This window comes from Micromonospora sp. ATLC16, from assembly GCF_057196645.1.
Map to the genome: position 1 here is coordinate 21,073 of NZ_JBXUOW010000019.1, position 25,960 is coordinate 47,032.

The following is a 25,960-nucleotide window of genomic DNA, read 5'->3' on the forward strand; positions in this document are numbered from 1 at the left end:
GGCCGAGCAGTTGCTGGGATGTTCAGCCGTGCCCGCCTGACTGCCGGCGGGGCCGACCCGCGGACCGGCGTCACGAGTACGCCGTGATGTACTGGATCTTCGTGCCGTCGAGCGGTCCTTCGGCCCAGCTGCGGTCCGGGAGTGCGCCGAGCAGGACGTCGAGCACGCTCATGGGGGCTCCAGATGATCGAGGTAGAGCGATCGCGGGTGGCTCCGCGACGGGCAGTGCGGCGGTCGTCCGCCGCATTTCCTATACGATCCAGCCTGGGGCGTCAGCATGTCGCAGAGTTGTGACTGATGTCAACAGGTTCCGGAAGACGCAAAGAAGGGCCTCACGTCACGATGGACGACGAAGGAATGATCACGCGGGGCCGCCGGGCCGTGACGGGCGGAACGTCGTCGGGAAGATCTGCCGGCCGGCTCGCCGACGAGGTGTACGACACGCTGCTCGGACAGTTGATGTCGCTCCGGATCGAGCCTGGTTCCCGCGTCACGATCGACGTCCTGGCCCGAGAGCTGGGGGTCTCGCAGACGCCGATCCGAGACGCCCTGAACCGCATGGAGGCCGAGGGCCTGGTCGTGCGGGTGCCCCATGCCGGCTACCGCATCCCGCCCCAGATCACCCGTCGCCGATTCGAGGACATGCTCGAGGTCCGCCTGCTCCTCGAGCCGGCAGCGGCGCGCAGATCCGCCGAACGCGCATCCGCGGAGCAGGTGGCCGGGCTGCGCGGAATGCTGGCGGAGATGGCGGAGCTGGAGGGGGGCAACGAGCCTGCGGCCTACGGCGCCTTCGGGCTACGCGACGCCGCCTTTCACGATCTCGTCGCCCTGAGCGCGGAGAACCAGGTCATCCGGGAGGCGCTCGCTCGCCTGCACAGCCATGTGCACCTCTTTCGGCTGCACCACGACACCCAGGTCACTCACCTGGCCATGGCCGAGCACGAGGAGATCGTGGCCGCGATCGCCGCCCGTGACCCGGACGCGGCCGCCTACGCGATGCGTCGGCACATCTTGCGGTCCGGCCGGCGTTTCCGACGATTGTTCGACGAGGCCACGGACGCGGACGCGGTGGCGGCGGGAGCTTGACGGGCGGGCTGGGCCGGGGAATGCTAACTAGATCGGATCGGATTGGATCTACCTACCCCCGCCCCCGGATGCGAGGAGAAGCAGGTGCCCAGAGCGCTGCTCCTGACCGGCGACGCCGCCGAGGAACTCGACACCATGTATCCCTACTATCGCGTGCAGGAGGGCGGCTGGGACGTCGACGTCTCGTCACGGACGAGGCGTGACGTGCAACTGGTCATCCACGAGTTCGACCCGAACTCCGACGCCTACGTGGAGAAGAACGGCCGTAAACTGCCGGTCGACGTGCCCTGGGCCGAGGTCGACGTGGAGCGCTACGACGCCCTCATCATCCCTGGCGGGCGCGCTCCCGAGTGGATCCGGGTCGACGCCGACGTCCGGCGCATCACCGAGCACTTCTTCGCGCGCAACCTCCCCATCGCACTGGTGTGCCACGGCGCGCAGGTACCAGCGGTGTACGGGCTGCTGAAGGGCCGGAAGACGGCGTGCTTCCCACCCATCACCGGAGACATGGAGAACGCGGGAGCGACGGTCATCGACGCCCCCGACGTGGTGGACGGCAACCTGGTCTCCTGCCGGGGCTGGCCGGACATGCCGCAGTTCGGCCGGGCGATGATGGAGCTCTTCTCGAAGTCCGTCAGCTCCGCGTCGGCGTGAGCACACCTGGCCCGCTCCAGTGACGACGCCTCGCACCGTCACAGTGGAGGGCTCGCCCGTCCACGTCATGGAAAGCGGTACCGGGCCCGCGGTGCTGATGCTGCACGGCTCCGGTCCCGGCACGACCGGGACCGGAGCCTGGGCAACGACGGCGCAGGCGTTGGGCACGTCCTGGCATCTCGTGGCTCCTGACCAGGCGGGGTTCGGCCGTACGCCCGTCCCGGCGGGCTCCACAGGTGGGCTCCGGCTGTGGACGGATCAGGCCGCCGGCCTGATGGACGCCCTCGGTATCGAACACTACTCCGTGGTGGGTCACTCGATGGGCGGTGCCGTGGCGCTGGCGCTGGCGGCCGCGCGCCCCCAGCAGGTCACCCGGGTCGTGGCGGTCTCGACCATGGGCGCCCCCGGTGCGCCGCTGTCCGCCGATCTCGACGCGCTCTGGGCCGCCCCCGCCGGCCCCCACGGCGCACGCGACATGCTGAGTCGCCTCGTCCACGACCAGGCGCTCGTGACCGATTCGGCCGTCGACGCTCGTGCGGCTGCGATGCGATCGGGGGCAGCCGGGTACGCTTCGTTGTTCAATCCACCCAGGGCACGCTGGGTCGACGACCTCACCCTCTCAACACAAACGCTGGCAGCGATCCGCGCGCCCGTGCTGCTCGTGCACGGCGCCGAGGACCGGATCACCCCACTCGAAACGGCGGCCCGGCCTCTCCTGGAGCACCTGGCCGATGTCCGTCTGCACGTGTTCGGCCGGTGCGGGCACGTGCCGGCGATCGAGTACCCGCACGAGTTCAGGCAACTGCTGTCGTGCTTCCTGCGTCGGGACGGCCCGCTCTGAACTGCTGTGGCAACACGTCGAAGACGGGATGGAGGCAGTTCTCGTGGAGGGCGCACCGGTTACCCTCAGCCCGTACGACCCGCAATGGGCTGTGCTGTTCGAGCAGGAACGGGTCAGCCTCGAAACCGCTCTGGCTTCCGCAGCGCCGACCCCACCCAGATCGGCCGCGAATTTGTGAGTGCGGCGGAGCCGGAACGTCCGGCAGCGCGGCGCACGTCGGCCCGTCCTCCGCTGAGCTCTCCTTCGGCACATGAGGGTGGGCAGGCACTTGTCGCCTGGGCACTGCCGCACGCCGCCCGCTCGCCGGCCATGAGCCCGCACCGCGTCAGGTCCCGCAGTACGACACTCGAAGTCGAGCAGGTATCACCGTCGGAAACACGGTCCCGGGTCACCCCGCAGGGGGCGACCCGGGACCGGCCTTGCCGTCAGCGCACCTGGTCACCCTCGCCGGTATGCGCCTGGGCCTGGTCCACGCCCTTGTCGATGTGCTGGTCGTACTTGCCGCCGGTGCGCTTGTCGGCCATGTCACCAGCCCGCTCCAGCCCTTGGTCGACCTGCTTGTCGTGCTTGTCCACGAAGTCTTTGGCCTTCTTCATAAAGTCACCCATGACGATCCTCCTGTTCCGGGGCTACCTTTGTCGGGTTCCCTCGGCGCGGCGCCGCAAACACCGGCAGGTCCGAGGCAACGCCCCGGCCTCGCCATCGTTCGTTCGGCTCTGCGGTGGCCCGACCGCGTCCGGCGAACTCGGCTGCGCCCGGCCCATCCTCGTATCGCGGCGGCGCTCGCCGACAGTGCCGTGAGGCTCCGGCAGCGCCCAACCGCCGCCCGCCGCCCCGGATCGTCCCGTCGGCGCTTGACCGGGTCGCGCTCCCGCACGCCATCGCGGCGCGCGTCGGAGTGTCATCACCGTCTTGCCTGTCCTGGACGGCCGGCGCGTCGGCCGCCCAGGACAGGTGGTGCTCAGGCGGCGGTGCACACCGGGGTCAGGCTGGTGGCGGTCCCGACGCCCTGGAAGCCGAACTCGGTGGACTTCCGGACATTCTCCGGAAACCGGCGATGGGTAGAGGGTCGACGGAAGTGGACGGATAGGCAAGAGCGTTCGACAGCGCCGGGGTCGGATCTGGCCGACTGCATCGACCGGAAGTCGGCTGGCGTCGGCCCGGGGCGAAACTCGTGGGAGCCGGAGACGAGTCGGCGCGTTGGTCGGTGTCCGCTGCGGGCCCTGAGCCGGATGAAAGTAGGGTCCGGGAGTGCCTACTGAACCTTTCCGGGTGGCCGCCGCCGTGTACGGCATTCTCCGTGACCGGGGCCGGGTGCTACTGACCCGCCGTGCGGCGACCGGTTACCGGGACGGTCAGCTCAGTCTGCCGGCCGGACATCTTGACGGAGGTGAGGATGCGGTCACGGGCCTCGTACGCGAGCTGCGGGAGGAACTCGGGATCGACGCCGAGCCGCACGGCTGCCGTCTTGCGTTGCTCATGCACTCCGCGCCGGAACGCTCCGACGACAATGAATACTTCCATCTGTTCTTCGAGGTGGATCGCTGGACCGGCGAGCCGTTCATCGCGGAGCCCGGCAAATGCAGCGAACTGCTCTGGGTGACGGCATCGGCGCTGCCGTCAGACATCGCCGACTATGTCGCAGCGGCGTTGGCGGCGATCAACCGAGGCGAAAGTCTGCTGTTGAGGGGATGGTGACGTCCACGCCCGTCATGTCGACCTGCCTTGTGCGGCCGCGCGGCGCCGAGACGCGGCTGCGGCGGCGGCCAGCTGTCCCGTCGACATCGCGCTCGCCGCGGCTAACCACAGCCTGGCACGCGTCAGGGTGACTCTTCACCGGCGGGCGGGAGGCCGCCGGTACGCCGCCGAGGCCGACGACTCTATGCGCTGCAGAATCACCCCAAAGAATCGACACTCGACGACTTTCCTCAGCGGTGCCGTCAGAGGATCTTCACCACGGAGCGAGCGGCCGAGGCCGAAGCCTCCTGACCGTGCGCTATCGCCGGGCGGCAGCGGCCCGCTGGCGTGCCGATTCGTACAGCACGACGGTCGCGGCGGTCGCCGCGTTCAGCGAGCTGGCGGACCCGAGCATGGGGATACGGACGAGTTCGTCGCATGCCTCGCGCCAGCCGGAGCTGAGACCGGTGGTCTCGTTGCCGATCAGCGCCAGGGTGGGCTGGGTGAAGTCGTACTCGGCGGCGTCCAGCATGCCTCGCTCATCGGTTCCCACGATGCTCATACTGATGCCGTCGGCGCGGACGTCCGCGACCCAGGATAGAACGGCCTGGTGGGAGGGCGCCCGGACCACGGGCAAGGCGAACAGTGAACCGGTGCTCGCCCGGACCGTCTTCGGGTCGTACACGTCGGCGGCGTGGCCGGTGACGATGACGCCGCCGGCGCCGAAGGCATCCGCCGACCGAACGAGGGTTCCGATATTGCCGGGGCTGGTGGGCCGATCGAAGACGACGGTGAGCATGGTCGGACCGACCGGGATCCGGCGTAGGTCGTCCTCCGGCAGCGCGACCACGGCCAGCAGCTCTGGAACCATGTCCGCCTTACCTCCGAGCTCGTGCATCAGGTCAGGTGCGACGGCGAACGTCTCGGCCCGGACCGTGTCCAGGGTCTCGCGTGCCCAGCCGGACAGGTGGACCCCGGTGTCGTAGAGCAACTCCCGGATCTGCCAGCCGTGTGCGACGGCCATGGTGATCGGGCGTACGCCCTGCACGAGGAACTCGCCGCGTCGTTGCCGCTTGGTCCGATTGCCGAGGAGAGCTTCCCACTGCTGGAACCGAGCATTGCGGCCGCTCACTCGCAGCACCACTGCCAACCCCCGCCTCCGTCGACGTTGCCCGCCCACGCCTTGCCCCTGCCACACGTTAACGGGCCACGGGGTCGGACCGCCGGTCGGATCGGCCATGGTTTCCGACCCCGGGCACGCCTTCTTCCGGGGTGCCGCACCGGCGACGGCGACCTCGCCGGTGCCGCGTGGGACCTCTTCAGGTCAGCATCTGGAGACAATGCCGGTAGAAGTCCTCGTGCTTCACTGCGATCGCACACTGTACGACGCGTCCGTCGTCGGCACGTACCGTGCGCCCCTCGCTTGCGCCATCCACCACGACAGCGCACCGCATCTGGTCGAAGGTGAACAGCTCAGGTGCGGCGAGGTACGACGTGGCCAGGCTGTCCCAACAGCAGTACGGCGAGCCAACGGTCTCGACGGTGCCGAAGGTCATGGCGAGCAGCGAACCTGCTAGATCGCTAGCCGGGGTGCCGTAGTGCGCCCCGAACGCGCGGACGAACTCATCGGTGACCGGCACCTGGTTGGTCACGTCGAGCGGAAAGAGGGTGATAGGTATCTGGGTGGCGAAGACTCGCTGGACCGCCTTCGGGTCGCAGTAGACGTTCCACTCTGCGGAACCGTCGTGGCCCGGTTCGTCCACGTTGCCCTCCACGTCGAACGCGCCTCCCATGAAGACGATTTCGCTGATCGCCTGTTCAAGCCATGGATGCTTGTCCAAGCACCAGGCGAGGTTGGTGAGCGGCCCGGTGACGAGAATGGTCAACGGGGTGGCCGCCTGCTCGATCCACTTCACGAGCTGTTCGTGCGCCGGAAGATCCGGTCCGGGCGTACGCTCTCGCGGCGGAAACCGGTTGAGCACGGGCAGCGCCTCCACCCGCAGCGCGTCTGTTCGCCATGCCATCGGAAACGGGTGGGGGCCGGCGAGGGTACCGGGCGCTACCTGCACGTGTGGGAGGTCGGCCAAGTCGAGAATTTGGTGAGTGACTGACAACGCGGGCGCCAGCAGACAGTCGGCCGGCGTGACGGCGACCCCGTGCAGGTCCACGTCGTAGCGGGTCAGCAGCAGTAACGACAGCAAGTCGTCGAGGGAGCCGTCGTGATCCATGATCACGGTGCGGGCAGGTGTCCGGGTCTCAGTCACAAGGGTCCTCCGATTCAAATGGCAAGCCAATGCCGAATACCGTTCGCAGGTGACGCAGGGCCTAGCACTGTCGCGGACTCAGTGGGGCATGGCTCAACTCGCTCGCACGGGGATAGCTCGGTATGCAGAACTGCCGCGTCACCGACACCGCGGCGGCGCGGCAGGCCAGCGTCACCGCTTCCGGAAGCGGCATGCCCGCCGCAATGCCGGCGGCCAGCGCACCGACGAAGCCGTCGCCAGCGCCGGTCGTATCGACCACCCGCACCTCAGGCGCTGGCACGTGCAGCTCACTGCCTTCGCGGATGACCAGCGCTCCCTGAGCGCCCACGGTCACCACCGCGGTCGGGGTCCTGATCTGTCGGCGCAACTGCGCGGCCTCGGCGGAGGGGCAGCTGGGCGCGCTACCGGCGCGCTTGCCGACCAGCCGTCGACACTCGGTGGCGTTGAGTACCACCAGGTCCGCCCGAGCCAGCAGACGAGCGGCGTCTGGATCGGACCCTCGCTGGATGAAGGGCTCGACCGGGCTCGGATTGAGCACCACGGTGACGCCGGGCACCGCGGCTGCGGCTGCTGCTGCCGACACCGCCACCGGGATCTCGCCCTGTAGCACCAGGACCGCGCCCGGCCGCAACAGCGCTGCTCCAGCGGCTGCCACGTCAGCTGTGAGACCGTCCGCCGCACCAGCCCAGGTCATGATGTACTGCTGTCCACGGGAGTCCAGGCAGATGAAGCTGCGTGCGGTGGGTGAATCTGTGCGCACGCACGCGGATACGTCCACCCCGTCGTGGGCCAGTGCGGCCAGCGCTTCGGTGCCTTCCTGGTCTCTGCCGACCGCGCCGATGAAGCGTGCTCGTCCGCCGAGGCGTGCCGCGGCCACCGCGACGTTGGCAGCCTTGCCTCCGTGCGCGGACGCGGTGCTGGTCGCCGCCACGGTCTCGCCCACCGACGGCAGTCGATCACCGAAAATGTAGAGGTCGACCGTGTAGCCGCCGACCGCGAGGACTGTCACGGCAGCGGCCCGCTCATGGAGTGATTCCCAGTGCACACGGTGCGATGCTGCTCGCGTCGACCGTGACCTCGACCCGGGGATGGCGGTGGGCGAGCGTGACCGGCATCGACACGTCCGGCTCAGTGGTCAGGAGCAGCACGCGTACGATGTAGCGTTTCCAGGCGCCGCCATCGGTAATCAGGTGCAGCCGTCGCGCGGACAGGATCTCGGCCATCCCCACAGTCACCGCCATCCGGGGGATGGCCTGGGTGTAACCACCGGTGGTGCGGTGCGAGTGCGCGACGATCGTGTCCTCCAGCAAGGTGACCACGCGGGTGGTGGACTCGGCGAACTCGTCCACGCTGTAGTGGTGCCAGCGGCTCGACGGCGGCTCGTTGAAAGCCAGGTGACCCCGGTATCCGAAGCCGGCGAAGCACGTGTCAGCGCCGCCGACCTCTGCCAGCCGGGCGGCAAATTGATCCGGGGCGAACACGTCCGGGAAGATGATCTGGTCAGGACTCGGCCGCAGGTCCGGTCTGAGCAGGTCGTACAGATTGCGGTCGCAGAAGCCACGGAAGCTGAACGGATGGGTGGACGGCAGTGGCCGGCCCTGCCAGTCCAGGAACTCGTCCATGTGGAACGCGAAAACGTTGGCCCAGCTGATTTTCTCGGCATTGCAGATGTTTGCCAGGATTGGGTATTGCGCTTTGGGGCCGACCGGAAGTATCCACCGGGTGGGTGCACCCCGATCATTGTTGGTGCGTAGCTCATCCGCCATTTCTCGGGCAAGTCGCTCATACAGGTCGGTCGTGTCTAGGCGGATTGTCAGCGGGTAGCGGGAAGCCTTTGCCAACTCATCGGCTGCCATCGTCAGATGGTCATCGGTCAGCTCGTGCGCATACCGGGGATAACGAAACATATCACACTCCTCGTCAGATAAAATATCCGAGATCGGCTCCGAGATCAATGATCATCTACGTTTCCGATAAGACAAGGAAAATCAAGGCGAATCACGTCGATTCGCCCAAGCGCCACTTATGCGCATCAACGAACCCGGCCGCAGCTCAGGCGGCGGCCGGCTTCGTTGATGCGTAGTCAAAATACGATAAAACCACCCTTATGGTGTCGATGCACAAACATTCTTGAACGTTGACATCAGCCGATGTTTCTACTAGCGTCACGCCCCAGTAACCGTACGTTAACCTGATTCGGTGTCGTGGCCACGTAACGATCTTGAGCCCACCGATACCTCGATTGAACCGTGGATCATTTCTCTTGTGGAGGAGTCGCATAATCGTGAGCCAGCGAATTGCCCATTCGAAGATCACCAAGAAATTTCGGTCCAACAACAAGCAGCTCTTGTTCTCCGAAGGTAAGGGGGGTGAGGTCGAGGATGTCAATGGAGCGACCTACCTTGACTTCGTCATGGGCTACGGGCCAGTCATTCTCGGCCACGCGACATCCGAATTTGTGGAGCGGTTCAGTCGCTACCTGAGCAACGGTGTCATGATGCCCGGGTACTCGCGGTTTCATGAAGAATATCTGGATCGACTGCTCGCGCCACGACCGGGCGCGCGAGGGGCCTTCTTCAAGACCGCTTCGGAGGCGATAACGGGCGCACTGCGCATCGCCGCGATGGAAACCGGTCGGCTCGGTGTCATCCGCAGTGGGTACATAGGCTGGCACGACTCACAGGTCGCGAATTCGCTCAAGTGGCATGAGCCGCTGCATTCACCGTTTCGCCAGAAGCTCCGCTACGTCGATGGGATGCGCGGAGTCGGTGGTGACGAGGCCGTGCACAACTGGGTCGATCTGCGACTGGAATCCCTCGCCGAGATCATCGACACTCATCGGGACCGGCTGGGCTGCTTCGTCTTCGATGCCTACCTGGCGTCGTTCACGACTCCGACGGTGCTCGCCCAGGCACTCGCGATGTGCCACGAAGCGGGACTTCTCACTGTCTTCGACGAGACCAAGACCGGTGGCCGGATCTCCCCTCTTGGCTATGCGCACGATCTCGGGCTGGAGACAGACCTCATCGTCATCGGCAAGGCGCTGGCGAACGGAGCGCCGGTCAGCGTCCTGCTCGGACGGCCCGAACTACTGATCCACGCCGAACGCGCCCGGCTCAGTGGCACCTTCTCCAAGGAGATGCTCGCAGCCTATGCCGCCCTGGCCACCCGGGACATCCTGGAACAGCCGATCGGGGATTCTCCCGACGGCTGGGCCGAACTGGGGCGAATCGGCACCAGAGTTGCGGAGACGTTCTCCCAGGCGGCCAAGTCGGCGGGCGTGGCCGGTTCGGTGTGGGCCCAGCCGGTGCTCGGTGGAGGCATGTTCGAGTTGGTCTATGCCGACGACGTTCTCGGGGACAAGATCCGCCGGGAGAACCTGCTCGCCGCATTCGCGGCCAACGGAATCCTGCTGCTGGAGGGGCATCCGTCCTTCGTCTGCCTCGCCCACGGCCAGACCGACTGGGCGGACCTCGAGGACCGAGCCACGCGCGCGCTGCGCCAGTGGTCGACTGATGGCGAGGCAGCTGATGAGTGACCCGCTGCGTCTCGCGCTAGTCGGCTGCGGCCGCCAGATGCGCCAGAATCTCCAACCGTTCCTTCATCGCCTGCCCGCCCACCAGACGGTGGCCTGCGTCGACCCCGATCCTGACCTGGCTGCCTCGATGGGTGCCGTCACCCGGGCGACCGTCCTGGCCGGTGCGGTAGAGGAACTCGATCTGAGCACCATCGACGCCGCCCTGATCGCGGTCCCCCCGATACCGTCCTTCCAGATCACCGACTACCTCGTGCGGCGGGGCGTCCACTGCTTCGTGGAGAAGCCGGCGGCTCCGTCGACCTCCACCCTGAGGAAACTCGACGAGGTGATCCGGGGTTCCGGTCTGCACGTCCAGGTGGGTTTCAACTTCCGGTATGCCGAAACCCTGCAGCATCTGCACGCGCTCACCGCCACGGCGCGGCGCGCGCCGGTCGAGACAACCATCGACTTCTACAGTCGGCATCCGTCCGCGCCTCAATGGGGGTGCGACACGACCCTGGAATCCTGGCTCCGGCAGAACGGGGTGCATGCTTTCGATCTGGCTCGCTGGTTCTCGCCCGCGCGGGTACGGCGGGTGGACGCGCACGCGATCCGCAACGGAGAGCATCGCTTCCTCATCAACGTCACCCTGCGACACGAGGACGGCTCGCTGACCACCTTGCGGATGGGCAATCACACCAGGAGTTTCCTGATGGGGCTCAGTGTGCACACGGTCGACGGCAGCCGGTTCACTGCCGGATCGCTGGAGCAGATCAGGCTCGACGTCGATGCCGGACGTCCTTCCGGAACGTTGCTGCACAGCACACGCAATCTCGACGATGGCTGGGCGCGCAGCGGCTTCGGGCCGGAACTCGCTGCCTTCCTCGGCAATTGCCGCGGCGAGGCGCCGACGGACAAGGCCGCGCCGATGATCGGTGACGCGCTCGGTGCTTCGATTCTCATCGACCAGGCGCTGGCTCAGCTCGGTACAGCACCACACCTGACTGCCCCGGCAGGCGGAAATGGAAAGAGCCGCCGAACCGATCGTGTGGAGGTGCGCTAGCATGGCCGACCGGACCGGCAGAGCTGACACTCTGGGCTGGCTGTCGGTCCATCTTCGGCCGCAGGGCTGGTTGCTGCTGCTCTTCACCGTTGCCACGGTGGCCGCGCACCTACTTGCCACGCTGATACCGCTGTACGTGGGCCGTGCCTTCGACGAGCTGACTCGTCGAGATCCGGCCCTCACAGTGGTGGTGAACGCTGCGTTGGTGATCGCCGCGCTGGGCGTCGGACGGCTCCTGGCGGACCTGCTCTCCGCTGGATCGATGGAGATCGTCGCGCAGCGGGTCAAGCGGGACGCCCGCGATCAACTCTTCCGCAGCCTGCTGGACAAGGGCCAGGCATTCCACGACCGGCAGCGCATCGGGGACATCCTGGCCCGCACCATCAACGACGCCCGACTTGTCGACTACCTGATCAGTCCCGGCATCGCGACCGCCTTCAACGGAGTGGTCGCGCTCGCTATACCGATCATCTTCATCGCCACGATGCGCGCTGAGCTGCTACTGGCACCAGCGCTGCTCGTCGCCGTGTTCGCCTTCGCGCTGTGGCGCCACGTGCGCCGGTTGCATCCGTTGACCCGCAGGCTGCGACGCAGGTTCACCGATATCAATGAACAGTTCTCCGAGACCCTGACCGGCATGGCCACGGTGCAGGCGTCCGGGCAAGAGCGGAACGAGCTCGCGAAGTTCGACACCGCGGCCACGGCGTACCGAGACGCCTATGTCCGGCGCGGTCACGCACAGGCCGTGTACCTGCCGGCCCTGGGTTTCGGGCTGGGAATGGCGGCAGGATCGGTGCACTCGCTGGCGCTGTACTCCGCCGGTGAGCTGGCCCTCGCCCAAGTGATCACCTACCTCGGTTGGCTGGGCCTGTTCGCGGTGCCTATCGCGATGTCGGAGCAGTCCGTCCCGGTGATCCAGGAGGGGTACGTGGCCTGCGCCCGGATGCACGAGTTGACTGATGCCGACTCCGACCAGCGTGAACCGACCGGCGGCACCACCGTGATGGTGACCGGCAGCGTGACCTTCGACCGAGTGAGCTTCACCTACCAGGGCCGGGTGATCCTGCGGGACGTGTCCTTCCATCTGCCAGCTGGCCGGACACTCGCCGTGGTCGGCCCGACGGGCAGCGGAAAGACCATGCTCACGAAACTCGTCAATCGGACCTACGACGTCACCGGCGGGCGGGTTCTCGTCGACGGGCGAGACATCTCGGACTGGCAGCCGGGCGCGCTGCGTCGGCAGATCGGAAACGTGCACCAGGACGCGTTCCTGTTCTCCAAGAGCGTGTTCGACAACGTCGCCTTCGGTGTCCACCGACCAGTCAGCTCCGAGGAGGTGTCCAAGGTCGCCCAACTTGCCCGCGCGGACGGATTCATCCGCCAGCTGCCGCAGGGCTACGACACCGTACTCACCGAGGGCGGTAACACCCTCTCCGGTGGCCAGCGGCAACGTCTGGTGATCAGCCGGGCATTGATCGCCGACCCACCCATCCTCACGCTGGACGACGCGACCAGCGCGATCGACGCGCGCACCGCTCAAGAGATCACCGACGCGATCGACACCCTGACCACCGGGCGGACCACCATCCTCGTGTCGCACCGCCCTGACCAGATTCGGCGGGCCGACCTGATCCTGGTGCTCGACCGGGGAGAGGTGGCCGGCCTCGGCAGCCACGCCGAGCTGATCGATCACTGTGCGTTGTATCAGGAGATATACCGATGAGCGACCTCTTCGCCGGGTTGCATCCTGACGACTACGACCGGGTCTACCGTAACCGCGAGTTGATCGCCCGGATCGGCCGCCGGCTGCGCCCGGGTTCACGGCGTATCGCGCTCGCCGTCGTCCTGACAGTGGGTGCCTCGGTACTGACCTCAGCGGTTCCGGTGGCCATCGCCCGGATGATCGACCAGGTCCGTGATGGCAGCCGTCTCACTTGGTCGATCGGCGCGTTCGTTATCGTCGCCGCGGCGGCGGCGTGGGCCATGAACTGGGGCCGGCAGCGGCTCATCGCCTGGCTGGTCGGTGATCTCGTGCTGCGATTGCAACGGGAGGTGGCAGAGGCGGCGCTGGCTCGGGACGCCTCTTTCCACGACCGGCATTCAGTGGGCAAGGTGCTGAGCCGGGTGACCGGCGACACCGAGTCCTTCAGCGCGGTCATGACGCTGACGCTGAATTTCTTCAGCCAGTTGGTGCTGGTAGTGATACTCGGGTCGGTGGTGTTCGCCGTCGACCTTCGTCTCGGCCTGATCCTGCTGGTCGTGACGCCCCTCCTGGTAGGCGTCGCGTTGCTGTTCCGCCGAATCGCCCGCGTCGCCGCCCTGCGCACCCGGCAGGTGATGGCCCAGGTCAACTCGACCGTGCACGAGTCGATGGTGGGCATCCTGATAGCCAAGAGCTTCGGCCGCGAGGAGAGCCTCTACCAGGACTTCCGGCAAGTGAACCGACTGTCGTATCTGGTCTACGTCCGGCAGGGCCTGATCTACACCGTCATCCTGCCGGTGCTAACGATGATCTCGGTGTTGGGCACCGCCGCGCTACTCGTCGGCGGCGGCAGCCTTGCCATCGATGGCAGCCTCTCCGCCGGGGACTGGTACTTCGCGCTGCACGCGCTCGGGCTGTTGTGGCTGCCACTCACCCAGGCCGCCTCGTTCTGGAGCCTGTTCCAGCAGGGGCTGGCCGCCAGCGAACGGGTGTTCGCGCTCATCGACAGCGAGGACAGCGTTCGGCAGACCGCCGCCGAGCCAGCCGCCAACCTGCGCGGCGAGATCGAGATCCGCGATCTGCGATTCGGGTACGGCGTCGGGGCACCCGTTTTCGAACGGCTCAACCTGCATATAGCCGCAGGTGAGACGGTGGCCGTCGTGGGACGCACCGGCGCGGGCAAATCAACCCTCTCCAAACTGATCCTTCGCGGGTACGAGTTTCAGCAGGGCGCGTTGCTCATCGACGGCCGCGACATCCGCCGACTGGACCTGGCCGAATATCGGCACCGGCTTGGCGTGGTGCCGCAACTCCCGTTCATCTTCGCCGGCACCCTCGCCGAGAACATCGCCTACGCCCGGCCCGGCGCCGACCGGGCCGACGTGCAACGGGCGGTTGACCAGCTCGGTGAAGTCTGGGCCCGCTGCATACCCTTCGCTCTGGACGATCAGATGGCCAGTCTCGGACGGGAGCTGTCGACCGGCCAGCGCCAGCTCATTGCGCTGGCCCGCATCTTCCTCAAACAACCGGCAATCCTCTTGCTCGACGAGCCGACCGCGAGCATCGATCCGCTGACCGAGGCTGGAATCCAGCAGGCGCTGACGCGGCTCATGGCCGACCGGACGGTTCTGGTGATCGCGCACCGGCTCGCCACCATCCGTCACGCGGACCGGCTACTGGTGCTCGACCACGGGCGGGTGGTCGAGGAGGGTGACTTCGACACGCTTCTTGCCGCGGGTGGTCACTTCACCGACTTGTACGCCAGCTACTACGCCCATCAGCAGACCGGACGAGAGGCGGGACTACGCCAATGGACGCGATCCTGACCAGCCTTGACCAACTGGGCAGAACTGCTGCGCAAGAAGGTCTGACCTGTGTCGTCGGCGCGGTCATCGGCGATGCATACGGGCGGGTGTACCTGCAACGCCGCGCGCCTCACGTCCGTCTCTTTCCGGGTTGCTGGGACATCGTCGGCGGCCACGTAGAACCGGGGGAGACGTTACCCGCTGCGTTGGCTCGCGAGGTCACCGAGGAGACTGGCTGGCGGCTCGGCCGGATCACCGATGTGGTTCACGTGTTCGATTGGACCGGTGCTGACGGACAACGCCGCAGGGAGGTCGACGTCCTGGCGACCGCCGATGGCGACCTCGGCCAGCCCCGCCTGGAAGCCCGCAAATTCACCGAGGGACGCTGGTTCGACGAGCAAGGTCTGCAAGAACTGCTGACGATGGAGGAGGCCAGCGGTGACGCCGCCATGATCAAATTGGCTCTTCACGCGTTGACTTCGCAGCAGGCCCGACCGAGGGGACCGTCCTGCCCATGACGTCGCGATGAGACACGCCCTGTCGATTCCAGCCGGTCCGCGCACCGCTGGGCTGGCGGCGTCCGCGCGTCGATGCCGCCCGGATCGTTCCGCTCGGTCGGACACGTCGGCCATCGCCATTTGGCGGGTCGCCCGTTCGCGGGGCCGATTCGCTGGGAGCGACATCATTGGGGCGGCGGTCTGCACCGTCCGATCGCTACACTCCCGGACGAGGTCCGGGGCCGCGCACAGAACCCGGCAATGATCGGAATCGGATGGAGATGCCATTGACCCGCGACGAGGCCGCACCCCCCGGAATCGACCTTACCGTTCCCAGCGTGGCGCGGGTCTACGACTACTTCCTGGGCGGTAAGGACAACTTCGAGGTCGACCGGAAGGTCGCCGAACACGCCCTGCGGATCACTCCGGACGGGCCGGCCGCCGGCCAGGCGAACCGGGCCTTCCTGCGCCGGGTGATCCGGTTCCTCGTCGCCGAGGCCGGCATCGATCAGTTCCTCGACATCGGTTCGGGGCTACCCACCCAGGGCAACGTGCACGAGGTCGCCGCCGAGCGCAACCCGAACGCCCGGGTGGTGTACGTGGACAACGACCCGATCGTCCTGACGCACGGGCGGGCCCTGCTCGCCGCCGAGGGCACGGCAACGGTGATCCAGGCCGACATCCGGCGACCGCAGGAGATCCTCAACCATCCGGACGTCCGCCAGATCCTCGATCTCGACCGACCGATCGGGTTGTTGCTCTTCGCGATCCTGCACCACCTCGGCGACGACGAAGAGCCGCGCGCCGTGTCGGCCGAGTTGATCGAGGCGCTGCCATCGGGCAGTTACGTGGCGATCTCACACTTCCGTGATCCGGGCGAGCGGGATCCGGAGGGCTCCCGTAAGGCCCGTGAGGTCGAACGGGTCTTCAACGAGTCGCTGGGCACCGGTCGCTGGCGTACCGATGAGGAGATCCTCTCCTTCGCCGACGGGCTGACGCTGCTGGAGCCGGGCCTGGTGCCGCTGGCCGAGTGGCGTCCCGATCCGGGCACGCCCGCGCCGAAACAGACCGACACCTACCACACCTTCGTTGGACTACTCACCCGCAAGCCGTAGGCCGTGGCGACGGAGCCGACGACATCGCCGCCCGCGACGGCGGATGGTCGGTGGTTCCGCGCCTGTCCACCGGCCGGCGGCAGCAGCTGCGACCTCGATCCGGTACGGCGCTGGGCTGATGGGCACTCGACAGAACACGCCTGCGATGGCGCATGATGCGAGAAGACGAAACCTTGTTAGGTAAGCGCCGGATTGCCTATGGTGATGGGTGCAGGTGCTCTACCGAGCGCTGGCCGACCTGACGCGGCGGCGGATCATGGACGAGCTCGCCCTCGCCGACGGTCTGAGCCTGTTCGAGATCCATAGCCGCCTGTTCGCGGAGCATGGCACCACCTCGACCCGACAGGCGATCTCCCAGCATCTGGCCGTACTGGAAGAGTCTGGCCTGGTCTGGTCCGAACGGGTCGGCCGCACCAAGGTCCATCATCTCGACACCACACCACACCACACCACACCACACCACTGCGCTCGATCATCGAGCGGTGGCCACTGAGCGAATAGGAGAACGCACGTGAGTACCCCATCGACTCCGGACGAGAAGGACGCGCAGGGCCGCAAGACGGGCCTCTGGACCGACCCGGATCCGCACGGCGGTGTGATGGTCGGCGAATATGTCGAGGGCGAGCGGCAGGGCAACTGGCGGCACTTCTTCGCCGACGGCAGGTTGCGTGCGGAGGGCGGCTTCGACAACGGGACCGTGCATGGCGAGTGGGTGTGGTATCGCTCGTCCGGTGGGATCATGCAGCGAGGTGGATTCGACCACGGACGCAAGCACGGCACGTGGACGAGGTGGAACGCCGCCGGTGAGCTGATCGACCGGGGTGACTACGCCAGCAACAAGAAGGTCGGTGAGTGGACGACCTTCAACCCTGACGGCACGGTGAAGCGTACGGTGACCCACGGCGCCCGCCGCTGACGGCCGGGCGTCGGGTACGTGGAACGTGTCGAACTCGGACTTGTACGGCACCACGGCGGCACCGGCCGCGGTGACCACGTCGGCGAAGAGCTCCCGCGCGATCGGCGGCTCCGTTGACCATGCCTCTGCGCGTTTCGCCGCCCCGCAGGTCGAGCGACACCAGTGAACAACCCGCCAGGGGTTGTGTGGTGTCTCCCGCTGCGGCGCCGGGGCGACCTCGCGGACCCGCCCGGGGGATCCTTCCGGTGTCCTCAATAAGTCCTCAGACATTCGAAAAGGTTCGGCCCGGCTGTTCCCGCAGGCTCTGAACCGGGTCCGCACCGGCGGCCCCGGAGCAGAGGGAGAGCTGCCGCAGTGACCACGGGTCATAGCACCGCCGATGTCGTTGGCATGGGTCAGGGCGGTCCGCAGGAACAGAGCCGACGGGGCTGGAGAAAGAGATCCGAAGAGATCATCCGGAACAGCTGTGACACGGCGGGCCGGGGCGGGCGGCGGTCACCGGATGTCGTGCGTGCCCCGGCTCAGTCAGCGACCGCCGAGCAGGTCTATACCGACCTGGTGGCACAGAATGGCCCGTCCGTTCGTGCGTACCTGCTCCGTCTGACCCGCAACCAGAGCATCGCCGAGGACGTCTATCAGGAGACCCTGCTACGGGCGTGGCGTCACCGGCAGAGGTTGGTCGGCCGGGAGGGCTCGATCAGGAGCTGGCTGTACACGGTCGCGCACAACGCCGCCGTGGACCAGCTGCGTGGACGACGGTCGCAGCCGGTGGGCGGTGATGTCTGGGACAGTATCCAGCAGCCCGTTCCGGACCATGCCGATGCGGTCGTGGCCAGTGCCTGCCTCATGCCGGCCCTACGCCGGCTGACCTCGGAGCACCGTGACGTGATCTTCGAGCTCTACTACCGTCGCAGTACGGTGACCGAGGCCGCGAGATCCATCGGCATTCCGCCGGGAACCGTCAAATCCCGTGCTCACTATGCCGTCCGGGCATTGCGGGCCGAGCTGGTGTCGGCCGCTTCGTCCGGTTCGGGAAGCCCTTCATGAGCCGGCGGCACACCTCCGGATTCAGCATTCTCGGCATGGACCGGGATCCGACCCCCGGAGACCCGGATCAGATCGATCAGCTGGCCCGCTTCTACGAGGAGATCCGGGACGACGCCCAGACCGGTGTGCGGGTCCTCGGGCGGGGCGGATCATTGTCGAGAGCGCGCGGCGAATCGATGGAGAAGCTGCGGGACATGCTCGACAGCCTGCCACGCAAGCTGCAGCAGGCAGTCGACTCCTTCGACACGGCGGCCCAGGCGTACCGCATCTACAGCCGGGCGCTGCGCGAGCAGCAGACCCGCATCGACACCGCGATGGATCAGGCGACCGAGGCCGTGCAGGTGGTACGGCTTGCCGTGCCGCGAGTGGCCGTCGATGCCACATCGGAGCAGGCTGCGGCGGCGCGGGCGTCGGCCGACGACATCGCCGGCGCACGGGACCAGCTCTCGGCCGCGCAACGGCTAGCCGCCGACGCCCGCCGACTGCGGGAGACCGCGTCAGCGCGATGCAATCGGGCGCTCGACGACGCCGCATCGAAGGCAATCAAGCCACCGCCGCGGCGCAACTTCTTCCAGCGCATCGGCGACTTCTTCCGGAACAATCCAGTCCTCCGCTTAATCATCGATATCGCGATCGCCGTCGTCGGGGTGCTGCTGCCGGTGGTCGGCATCGTGCTCGCCGCAGTAGCCCTCGTGGTGACGGTGGCGGTCCAGGCCGCGAACGGAAACTTCGAGTTGGGCACGCTCGTGGTGGGCCTGGTGGCTCTCGTCCCCGGAGCGAAGCTGTTCGGTCCGTTCGTGCGAGGTGGGAAAGCGGTAGCGCCCGGCCTGGTGAAGACGGCCGGCAGCGGAGCCGCGGCATTCGGCCAGATCGGCCGGAGCAACACCGTCATCAGCGGCCTGCTCCGGTTGGGTGGCCGCGGTGGTGGCTTCGGCAACCAGGTGGTGACCGATTTCGGTAAGGGCGTGGTGGAGGAGGTCGCAACCGTCGGCCTCAACAAGCTCGGAAAGGCCAACGACGCAGACTTCAACGCCGCCTCGATTTTCGGCGGTGCGGCGGCGGGTGCCGCCGCCGGAGGGCTCGCCGACGGCTTCCGGAAGGGCTTCACCGGTGACCCGGATTTCGATCACTCTCCCGGTGGAGGCACCGAGGGCTTGTCGGGGGTGAACACCGCACGTGGTGGTGACGGTGTGCCCGCCGGTGACGGTCCCAGCGGGGATCGCGCATCGGCCACCGAACCTGTCGCCGCGGGTAGCGGGCCGCCGGGTGCGTCCACCGTCATCGACACACCGACCAGTAGCCCGGCACCGTCGTCTGCTTCCGGCGGCGACGGCTCTGCCGGCGACGTCCCGGCACCGCCTGCTGCTCCACCGCAGCCGGCTCCAGCACCGGTGATCAGCGGCGCACCCGCTGCCGGCGGTGGGGCCGGCGTTGCCGATCCGGCCACCTCTGCTCCTGCGCCGACGCGACCGCAAGGAACGGGCGCTCCGGCAGGACAGGGTCCCGGCACGTCGGGTTCCGTGCCCGAGGCTGGCTCCCCGAAGGGGACGCTCTCCGGCACCAGAGGATCTTCACCGCCGGGGGCGGCCGCCGGCGGACCGACCACCGGGGGAGCAACGCCGCAGGGACCGGTGGCGGATGGCGGCACGGCGGATGCGCTACCGGGATCGGACCAGCCCGAGGCGGTCACCGAACCGGTGGTCAAACCGGTAGGCGCCGGCCCGGTACAGCCGGACGCGCCCCCGAACGGCGAGGACGCACTGGACGCCCGCAAGGTCGACGAGGAGCCGGCCGGTGAGAAGTCCATCGAGGAGCGCGCGGGCGAGGCGGTGACGGGGATCGTCTCCAGCGGTGCGAGCGACGCGGCATCGGCCGCCATCGAGAACGAGGAAGCCGAGGATCCGCCGACCGACGCGCTGGTCGAGGCGGCAGTGAAGGCGGGATTCGTGTTGGGCGCAGCTGATGCCGCCACGGGGGCGTCAACGTCCGACCACGACACCGGCATCACCAGGAAGTTCCGCAGGTAAGGGCCCACCGGCTGCCCGCCGGTGGCTGTTCAAGAGATCAAGGAGTGTCACCATGCCGGATTTCGCGGTCAACAGTGAAGAGACCGCCCAGACCTCGGCGGCGCTGCTGAACGACTTCTCGCAGCTTCAGGACAAGTTGGTCGAGGTACGTGGCAAGGTGCAGAACCTGCTCGCGCAGGGCTATCGCACCCCGGCCGCCCAGCAGAAGTTCCAGCCGTTCTTCGACGAGTTCGCCAAGGGATTCGACCAGGTGAACCAGGGCCTGCAGGGCATCGGCAACTACGTCCGTTCGGTCGGCGAGGCATTCGCCTCCACCGACCAGGATCTCGGTTCGCGTCTCGGCTGATCGCCGTTTCAAACGGAACGGACACGCCCGGCGTGCGCAAGCGCTGGGCGTGTCCGCTTGAGAAGAAAGGAGGAGGGTCGAGATGCGGCTCAACGTCAGTCTGGTCTCCGACGCCTCACCTGCGGCGGAGCCGCTGGTCGTGGAGGCGGAACCGGGGACCTCGGTGGGGACGTTCGCCACGGAGCTGGCCGACGCCGTCGGCGGTCGTCCCGGGACGCTGTTCCACGGTGCCCAACCCCTGGACCCGGGACTCTCGCTGGCCGCAGCGCGGCTGGGTGCCGGCGCCGAGTTGGGCCTGAATCGTCCGGCCCGGCCAATGGCCGGCAGGGCGGGTGCGGTGGAGGTGCGCCTGGTGGGCGGCCCGGGAGCCGGCGGGATCGTGCTCCTCCCACCTGGGGAGTACGAGGTGGGCAGCGCGTCCACGTGCCGGGTGCGCCTTGCCGGTGCTGTGCCGCCGGTCGCAGCCCGACTGCTGGTCACCGTGGATCGTACGGTCACGGTGACCGCGGTGACCGCTGCCGAGCTGGATGGCGTTGCGCTGGACGGCAGCGCTGAATGGCTGGCCGGCCGGCAACTGGCGGTCGGGGGCATCCTGCTCGAACTGGCTACCGGCGTGCCGGTACGCGCCCCGGTGACCCGTGCGGCGGATGGCTTCACCTGGGAGTTCAACCGTCCGCCGCGGTTCTTCCCGAACGTCCCGGGCGGACAGTTCCGGCTCCCTGCCGCGCCGACCGAACCCGACCGAAACCCGATCGGGCTGGTGACGTTGCTGCTGGCCCCGGCGATCGGCGCGCTGGTGGGCATTCTCGCGACGGGCAACTGGCGATTCATCTTCCTCGCGCTTGTCTCTCCGCTCGGTGCGTTGCTGACCCAGTTCGGTGCCAAGCGACGCGGCCGGCAGAGCCTGGCCGAGCGGATGCAGGAGTACGAGGAGAAGCTTCTCCGGGTCTGTGCCGACATCGACGAGGCGGTGTTGGAGGAGCAGCGGGCCCGCCGGTACGCCTACCCGGATCCGGCGTTGACCGGCCGGATCGCGACCCTTCCGGGTGAACGACTGTGGGAGCGGCGCTGGCGTGACGACGATTTCCTCGCCCTGCGGGTCGGTTCCTGTTCGATGCCTTCGGGGGTGCGGGTGGAGGATCCGGCGCTGGACGAGCACCGCCGAATCACCGTGCCCGAGCTGGGCCAGGTGCCGGTGGCCGTGGACGTTCGCGACAGCGGTGTGGTCGGGGTGGCCGGGGACCGCCTGGCCCGGCTGGCTCCCTGGCTGGTGGCGCAGGCGGCCGTGCTGCACAGCCCCGACGATCTGCGTATCTGTGTGCTCACCGATGCCGCGGGTGAAAAGCGCTGGTCGTGGCTGCGCTGGCTGCCGCATACCCGGGCCGACGGCGAGGAGGCGTACGTCCGGATCGGCACCAGCGCCGAGTCGGTGTCGCGGCGCATCGCCGAGCTCAACCGGGTGATCGCGGCGCGGTCGGCCGGTGACCAGGCGAGCGGGCCGGAACGGGGCGGTGCAGCCGGCGATCCGGACATCCTGGTGGTGTTCGACGGTGCGCGGCGGATGCGGTCGATGCCCGGCGCGGTCCCGCTGCTGCGGGACGGTCCCGCCGTCGGCGTCTACGTGATGTGCCTGGAGCCGGAGGAACGGCTGCTGCCCGAGGAGTGCCGGGCGGTGGTGGTGTCCGGCGCGGACGGCGCGTCGCTGCGGACCGCAAAGATGGCGCTGGTCGCCGGCATTCGCGCCGACGAACCGGACGCCGGATGGTACGAGCGGGCGGCCCGGCGGATGGCGCCGTTGGGGGTGTCCGGCGACGGCGACGAGGCGGTGCTGCCGCCGTCGGCACGGCTGCTCGACGTCCTCGACCTGGAGCCGCCGACGCCGGACAGGATCGCGGCGGGTTGGGCGGTCCGGCCGGCCAGCACCGAGGCGGTGCTCGGCGTCGGGTTGGACGGACGGTTCGCGATCGACCTGGTACGCGACGGCCCGCACGCCCTGATCGCGGGAACCACCGGCGCCGGCAAGTCGGAGTTGTTGCAGACCCTGGTGGCCACGCTGGCGGTGGCGAACCGGCCGGACGAGATGACCTTCGTGCTGGTCGACTACAAGGGCGGTAGTGCCTTCGCCGAGTGTGAACAGCTGCCGCACACCGTCGGCATGGTGACCGACCTGGACACCCACCTGGTCGAGCGGGCGCTCACCTCGCTCGGCGCGGAGTTGCGCCGTCGCGAGCACGTGCTGGCCGCGGCCGGCGCCTCCGACATCATCCGCTACCAGGAACGCCGAGCCCGGGACGCGAGCATGCCCGCGATGCCGCGGCTGGTGCTGGTGATCGACGAGTTCGCGTCGATGGTGCGCGAGCTGCCGGACTTCGTCACCGGGCTGGTCAACATCGCGCAGCGCGGCAGATCTTTGGGGATTCACCTGGTCCTGGCCACGCAGCGGCCGTCCGGAGCGGTGACCCCGGACATCCGGGCGAACACGAACCTGCGGATCGCCCTGCGCACCACCGACCAGGGCGAGAGCCGGGACATCATCGACGCACCCGACGCGGGTGAACTGTCGCCGCGCACGCCGGGTCGGGCGTTCGCCCGGTTGGGGTACGCCGCGCTGCTGCCGTTCCAGGCCGGCCGCATCGGCGGCCGACGGCCGGTGCTGGGGGACCGGGCCGACGAGGTGCGCGTCGAGGTCAGCCACGTGAACTGGTCACGGTTGGGTGACCCGGTTCCGGCCCGCCGCTCGTCGACTGCCACCTCCGGTGGACCGGCCGACACCGACCTGCGGGAACTCGTCGCGGCCGTCGTCGCGGCGACCGACAGGCTCGGGGCGCCGCGGCAGCCGAGCCCGTGGCTGCCGGCGCTCACCGAGGTGGCACAGTGGGCGGATCTCCCTCAGCCGCCCCCGGCCACGATCCCGGGCGACCTGGGCGCGGTCGCCTACGGCATCGTCGATCTGCCCGCTTCGCAGAGCCGCGAGCCGCTGCTGTTCGACACCGACCGCACCGGGCACGTGTTCTTCATCGGATCCGGCCGCAGCGGCCGTTCGCAGGCGCTGCGCACCCTGGCGGTCGCGCTGACCGCCCGGCACTCCAGTGCCGACCTGCACCTGTACGCCGTCGACTGCGGCAACGGTGCGCTGCTGCCGCTGGTCGGGTTGCCGCACTGCGGCGCGGTGGTGGACCGGCTACAGACCGAGCGCCTCGATCGCCTGCTGACCTGGTTGAACAGTGAGTTGACCAGACGGCAGGCCTGGTTCGGTGAACAGGGCGTCGCGGACCTGGCGGAACAGCGGCGCAACGCCGCCGCCGATCGGCGACTGCCACACGTGGTGCTGCTGGTCGATCGTTTCGAGGTGTTCGAGCGAGACTTCGCGACGTACGACAACGCCAGCTATCTGGAACGGCTGACCCGCCTGCTGCGTGACGGTGCCGGCGTCGGTGTCCACGTCGTGCTGGCCGGTGACAAGGTGCTCGGCTCGGGCCGGTTCGCCGGTGCCACCGAGGAGAAGCTGGTGTTGCGCCTCAACGACCGCAGCGACTACTCCCTGCTGGGTCTCAACCTGCGCGACGTACCCCCGGAGCAGGCACCGGGCCGGGCGATCCAGCTGGCCGACCACGCGGAGGCGCAGATCGCGGTCCTCGGTCCGGACCTCAGCGGGCAGGGACAGGCGGCGGCATTGACCGACATCGCCAGGCAGATCACCGTGCGGGACGCCACGGTGCCGGGGACCGCCCGGCCGCGCCGGTTCGCGGCGTTGCCCGACCTGATCGGGTACGCCGAGGTGCGCCGGATGCTGCCGGAGCCGGGCCGTGCCCTGACCGCGATCGTCGGGGTCGGCGGCGACGAGGTCGTCCCCCTCGGCCCGGACCTCGCCGACATTCCGACCTTTGCGATCGGCGGGCCACTGCGTTCCGGCCGGAGCACCGCGCTGCTGTCGGTGGCACGGACGCTGCTGGCCAACGGCACCGGGCTGCTCGTGGTGGCGCCGCGGCGCTCGCCACTGCGTGACCTGGCCGGGCAGCCCGGGGTGGCCGCGGTGGTGACCGACGCGGGCATCGCCGCGATGGACTTCCGGGATCTACTGAAGAGCATTCCGGAGGACACCGGGACGGTGGTCATCGACGACGCCGAACTGCTCGCCCAGTCGGACATCGACGGAGACCTCAACACCCTGGCCCGGGGTGCGGCAGGCAATGGGTGGGGTCTGGTGGTCGCGGGCAACGCCGAGGCGCTCAGTCTCGGCCTGGCCGGTTGGCTGACTCAGCTCAAACGCAACCGGGCTGGCATGTTGGTCGCACCGCAGAGCATCACCGACGGGGAGCTGATCGGGATGCGGATCCCCCGGGGGATCGTCGGGCAGGCCACCCGGCCAGGGCGTGCCTACCTGCATCTGGGCGACGGGGTGCTGACGGCTGTGCAGGTGCCGAAGGCGGACTGACAGTACGGGATCCGGTGGCGCCGGCTCGGCGTCGCCGGATCCCGTGGTGTTCGGGCGGCCGGTCAGGTGAAGCGCAGCGTTCCGGTGATTGCGTCGAAGACGTCGTACAGAGCGTCGGCGAGCGGCAGGTTCGGACTCATTCCGGTGACCACGAGGTACGATCCGAGCTGTCCCGGCACGGGAATGATCGTGTGCATGGCGACCATCACCGCGGACGTGCTCTCGGTCAGCTCGACGACCTCGGTTCCGGTGATCCGGGCGACGGTGCCGATCGTGGGCAGGGTGGCCGAGGCGACGGTGCGATCCCCATGGCCGTTGATCCCGGCGGGGCGAGTCAGTTGCTGGGCGATGTCGGCCACCGATGGTTGCGTACCGTCCGGGACGGTGATCCCGAAGGCCGCCACGAACGCCATCAGCAGCCCGCCGTCGTCGTCGCGGGCGATCATGCCGGCCGCGGCCGCGGCGCCCTGCTGACGAGCCGCCCGCAGCAGGCGGCGTGCCTGGCGCAGCGCGTCGTCGACCGCGCTGCGCTGTTCGGTGGTGGACAAGGCAGCCCGTAGCTCGCGTTGTTGCCGGCTGAAGTCCTGCCCCGCCAGGTCGTAGTCGAGCCAACCCTCCGGCACCTCGAAGGTAAATGATCCAGTGGGTACGGGGGCGGTCACCGGCCACCGCCGAGGCTGTCGCCACTCTGGTCATCGACTGCGGTGAAGGCGTTGAGAATCACGTCGATCGCCTCGATGATGTCGTCGCACTCGTTGCGCAGCTGCTTGCGGCCGGCGTCCCAGCGGTCCTCGAAGTTCTCCGCCGCGTCGCGGACCGGAGGTCCGACGGTCCGGTTGAAGTCCGCCGAGCTGCGCTTGACGCTGATGGTCCGCAGCACCTGGCGCATCGCGTCCGCTGCCTGTTGAAGATCTTCACCCGGGATGACGATGTCTGATCTGGCCATGAGCCCGTTACGTCGGACATCC

23 protein-coding genes are annotated in these 25,960 nt (G+C 68.3%); 16 read left to right on the top strand and 7 right to left on the bottom strand.

Features of this window, described 5'->3' with window-relative positions; genetic code table 11:
* Window positions 1–357 precede the first annotated feature (357 nt).
* The 3 genes from AC2CHE_RS10785 to AC2CHE_RS10795 all read left to right on the top strand — a co-directional run bounded on the left by AC2CHE_RS10785 (window position 358) and on the right by AC2CHE_RS10795 (window position 2,581).
* A complete protein-coding gene (locus tag AC2CHE_RS10785; protein ID WP_484504764.1) occupies window positions 358–1,086 on the top strand; it encodes a GntR family transcriptional regulator in 729 nt (242 codons plus the stop codon).
* A gap of 84 nt (window positions 1,087–1,170) precedes the next feature.
* The gene (locus tag AC2CHE_RS10790; protein ID WP_484504765.1) at window positions 1,171–1,740 is read left to right on the top strand and encodes a DJ-1/PfpI family protein; all 570 of its coding nucleotides are present in this window, start codon (window positions 1,171–1,173) and stop codon (window positions 1,738–1,740) included.
* 97 nt (window positions 1,741–1,837) lie between these two features.
* On the top strand, window positions 1,838–2,581 hold the full coding sequence (locus tag AC2CHE_RS10795; RefSeq protein WP_484504818.1) for an alpha/beta fold hydrolase: 744 nt from the start codon (window positions 1,838–1,840) through the stop codon (window positions 2,579–2,581).
* A 425-nt stretch (window positions 2,582–3,006) separates the two neighbouring features.
* On the opposite strand, the gene AC2CHE_RS10800 is transcribed toward AC2CHE_RS10795, so the two are convergent.
* On the bottom strand, window positions 3,007–3,189 hold the full coding sequence (locus tag AC2CHE_RS10800) for an antitoxin (protein ID WP_484504766.1): 183 nt from the start codon (window positions 3,187–3,189) through the stop codon (window positions 3,007–3,009).
* 643 nt (window positions 3,190–3,832) lie between these two features.
* Here AC2CHE_RS10800 and AC2CHE_RS10805 point away from each other — a divergent pair.
* The gene (locus tag AC2CHE_RS10805) at window positions 3,833–4,279 is read left to right on the top strand and encodes an NUDIX domain-containing protein (protein WP_484504767.1); all 447 of its coding nucleotides are present in this window, start codon (window positions 3,833–3,835) and stop codon (window positions 4,277–4,279) included.
* Between the two features lie 298 nt (window positions 4,280–4,577).
* Here AC2CHE_RS10805 and AC2CHE_RS10810 read toward each other — a convergent pair whose 3' ends face one another.
* The 4 genes from AC2CHE_RS10810 to AC2CHE_RS10825 all read right to left on the bottom strand — a co-directional run bounded on the left by AC2CHE_RS10810 (window position 4,578) and on the right by AC2CHE_RS10825 (window position 8,378).
* Window positions 4,578–5,408 (bottom strand): TrmH family RNA methyltransferase, encoded by an 831-nt coding sequence (locus tag AC2CHE_RS10810; RefSeq protein WP_484504768.1) that lies wholly within the window; start codon window positions 5,406–5,408, stop codon window positions 4,578–4,580.
* Window positions 5,409–5,577: 169 nt separating this feature from the next.
* Window positions 5,578–6,522 carry a nucleoside hydrolase gene (locus tag AC2CHE_RS10815; RefSeq protein WP_484504769.1) on the bottom strand — a complete coding sequence of 315 codons (945 nt, stop codon included), beginning with the start codon at window positions 6,520–6,522 and terminating at the stop codon, window positions 5,578–5,580.
* Window positions 6,523–6,583: 61 nt separating this feature from the next.
* Window positions 6,584–7,531: a PfkB family carbohydrate kinase gene (locus AC2CHE_RS10820; protein WP_484504770.1), complete on the bottom strand. Its 948-nt coding sequence runs from the start codon at window positions 7,529–7,531 to the stop codon at window positions 6,584–6,586.
* 13 nt (window positions 7,532–7,544) lie between these two features.
* Window positions 7,545–8,378 carry a sugar phosphate isomerase family gene (locus tag AC2CHE_RS10825; RefSeq protein WP_484504771.1) on the bottom strand — a complete coding sequence of 278 codons (834 nt, stop codon included), beginning with the start codon at window positions 8,376–8,378 and terminating at the stop codon, window positions 7,545–7,547.
* A 428-nt stretch (window positions 8,379–8,806) separates the two neighbouring features.
* Between AC2CHE_RS10825 and AC2CHE_RS10830 the strand changes: the two genes are divergently transcribed.
* The 12 genes from AC2CHE_RS10830 (at window position 8,807) to AC2CHE_RS10885 (ending at window position 24,992) form a co-directional block, all read left to right on the top strand.
* Entirely contained in the window at window positions 8,807–10,060 is a 1,254-nt protein-coding gene (locus AC2CHE_RS10830; RefSeq protein ID WP_484504772.1) for an aminotransferase class III-fold pyridoxal phosphate-dependent enzyme, read from the top strand.
* A complete protein-coding gene (locus AC2CHE_RS10835; protein ID WP_484504773.1) occupies window positions 10,053–11,102 on the top strand; it encodes a Gfo/Idh/MocA family protein in 1,050 nt (349 codons plus the stop codon). The genes AC2CHE_RS10830 and AC2CHE_RS10835 overlap by 8 nt, the downstream gene beginning before the upstream one ends.
* A gap of 1 nt (window position 11,103) precedes the next feature.
* Complete coding sequence (locus AC2CHE_RS10840; protein WP_484504774.1) at window positions 11,104–12,825, top strand: ABC transporter ATP-binding protein; 1,722 nt, start codon at window positions 11,104–11,106, stop codon at window positions 12,823–12,825.
* Window positions 12,822–14,630 (top strand): ABC transporter ATP-binding protein, encoded by a 1,809-nt coding sequence (locus tag AC2CHE_RS10845; protein ID WP_484504775.1) that lies wholly within the window; start codon window positions 12,822–12,824, stop codon window positions 14,628–14,630. Before AC2CHE_RS10840 ends, AC2CHE_RS10845 begins: the two co-directional genes overlap by 4 nt.
* The gene (locus tag AC2CHE_RS10850) at window positions 14,615–15,127 is read left to right on the top strand and encodes an NUDIX hydrolase (protein ID WP_484504776.1); all 513 of its coding nucleotides are present in this window, start codon (window positions 14,615–14,617) and stop codon (window positions 15,125–15,127) included. The genes AC2CHE_RS10845 and AC2CHE_RS10850 overlap by 16 nt, the downstream gene beginning before the upstream one ends.
* Before the next feature lie 260 nt (window positions 15,128–15,387).
* Window positions 15,388–16,221 carry an SAM-dependent methyltransferase gene (locus AC2CHE_RS10855; RefSeq protein WP_484504819.1) on the top strand — a complete coding sequence of 278 codons (834 nt, stop codon included), beginning with the start codon at window positions 15,388–15,390 and terminating at the stop codon, window positions 16,219–16,221.
* Between the two features lie 208 nt (window positions 16,222–16,429).
* Entirely contained in the window at window positions 16,430–16,714 is a 285-nt protein-coding gene (locus AC2CHE_RS10860) for an ArsR/SmtB family transcription factor (protein ID WP_484504777.1), read from the top strand.
* Between the two features lie 18 nt (window positions 16,715–16,732).
* Window positions 16,733–17,137, top strand: coding sequence for a toxin-antitoxin system YwqK family antitoxin (locus AC2CHE_RS10865; RefSeq protein ID WP_484504778.1), 405 nt, complete (start codon window positions 16,733–16,735; stop codon window positions 17,135–17,137).
* A 558-nt stretch (window positions 17,138–17,695) separates the two neighbouring features.
* Window positions 17,696–18,184 carry a sigma-70 family RNA polymerase sigma factor gene (locus AC2CHE_RS10870; RefSeq protein ID WP_484504779.1) on the top strand — a complete coding sequence of 163 codons (489 nt, stop codon included), beginning with the start codon at window positions 17,696–17,698 and terminating at the stop codon, window positions 18,182–18,184.
* Window positions 18,181–20,211: a hypothetical protein gene (locus AC2CHE_RS10875; RefSeq protein WP_484504780.1), complete on the top strand. Its 2,031-nt coding sequence runs from the start codon at window positions 18,181–18,183 to the stop codon at window positions 20,209–20,211. The genes AC2CHE_RS10870 and AC2CHE_RS10875 overlap by 4 nt, the downstream gene beginning before the upstream one ends.
* A 52-nt stretch (window positions 20,212–20,263) precedes the next feature.
* Complete coding sequence (locus AC2CHE_RS10880) at window positions 20,264–20,557, top strand: WXG100 family type VII secretion target (protein ID WP_093402533.1); 294 nt, start codon at window positions 20,264–20,266, stop codon at window positions 20,555–20,557.
* A gap of 82 nt (window positions 20,558–20,639) precedes the next feature.
* The gene (locus AC2CHE_RS10885; protein WP_484504781.1) at window positions 20,640–24,992 is read left to right on the top strand and encodes an FtsK/SpoIIIE domain-containing protein; all 4,353 of its coding nucleotides are present in this window, start codon (window positions 20,640–20,642) and stop codon (window positions 24,990–24,992) included.
* Between the two features lie 62 nt (window positions 24,993–25,054).
* On the opposite strand, the gene AC2CHE_RS10890 is transcribed toward AC2CHE_RS10885, so the two are convergent.
* Window positions 25,055–25,654 carry a hypothetical protein gene (locus AC2CHE_RS10890; RefSeq protein WP_484504782.1) on the bottom strand — a complete coding sequence of 200 codons (600 nt, stop codon included), beginning with the start codon at window positions 25,652–25,654 and terminating at the stop codon, window positions 25,055–25,057.
* The gene (locus AC2CHE_RS10895; RefSeq protein WP_484504783.1) at window positions 25,651–25,938 is read right to left on the bottom strand and encodes a hypothetical protein; all 288 of its coding nucleotides are present in this window, start codon (window positions 25,936–25,938) and stop codon (window positions 25,651–25,653) included. Before AC2CHE_RS10895 ends, AC2CHE_RS10890 begins: the two co-directional genes overlap by 4 nt.
* Window positions 25,939–25,960: the final 22 nt, after the last annotated feature.

Excerpts from the sequence above, each read along its gene's own strand:
- AC2CHE_RS10785 (WP_484504764.1), top strand. The coding sequence starts at position 358 with ATGATCACGCGGGGCCGCCGGGCCGTGACGGGCGGAACGTCGTCGGGA.
- AC2CHE_RS10795 (WP_484504818.1), top strand. The coding sequence starts at position 1,838 with ATGCTGCACGGCTCCGGTCCCGGCACGACCGGGACCGGAGCCTGGGCA.
- AC2CHE_RS10800 (WP_484504766.1), bottom strand. The coding sequence starts at position 3,189 with ATGGGTGACTTTATGAAGAAGGCCAAAGACTTCGTGGACAAGCACGAC.
- AC2CHE_RS10825 (WP_484504771.1), bottom strand. The coding sequence starts at position 8,378 with ATGGCAGCCGATGAGTTGGCAAAGGCTTCCCGCTACCCGCTGACAATC.
- AC2CHE_RS10835 (WP_484504773.1), top strand. The coding sequence starts at position 10,053 with ATGAGTGACCCGCTGCGTCTCGCGCTAGTCGGCTGCGGCCGCCAGATG.
- AC2CHE_RS10840 (WP_484504774.1), top strand. The coding sequence starts at position 11,104 with ATGGCCGACCGGACCGGCAGAGCTGACACTCTGGGCTGGCTGTCGGTC.
- AC2CHE_RS10845 (WP_484504775.1), top strand. The coding sequence starts at position 12,822 with ATGAGCGACCTCTTCGCCGGGTTGCATCCTGACGACTACGACCGGGTC.
- AC2CHE_RS10850 (WP_484504776.1), top strand. The coding sequence starts at position 14,615 with ATGGACGCGATCCTGACCAGCCTTGACCAACTGGGCAGAACTGCTGCG.
- AC2CHE_RS10855 (WP_484504819.1), top strand. The coding sequence starts at position 15,388 with ATGCCATTGACCCGCGACGAGGCCGCACCCCCCGGAATCGACCTTACC.
- AC2CHE_RS10875 (WP_484504780.1), top strand. The coding sequence starts at position 18,181 with ATGAGCCGGCGGCACACCTCCGGATTCAGCATTCTCGGCATGGACCGG.
- AC2CHE_RS10880 (WP_093402533.1), top strand. The coding sequence starts at position 20,264 with ATGCCGGATTTCGCGGTCAACAGTGAAGAGACCGCCCAGACCTCGGCG.
- AC2CHE_RS10885 (WP_484504781.1), top strand. The coding sequence starts at position 20,640 with ATGCGGCTCAACGTCAGTCTGGTCTCCGACGCCTCACCTGCGGCGGAG.
- AC2CHE_RS10895 (WP_484504783.1), bottom strand. The coding sequence starts at position 25,938 with ATGGCCAGATCAGACATCGTCATCCCGGGTGAAGATCTTCAACAGGCA.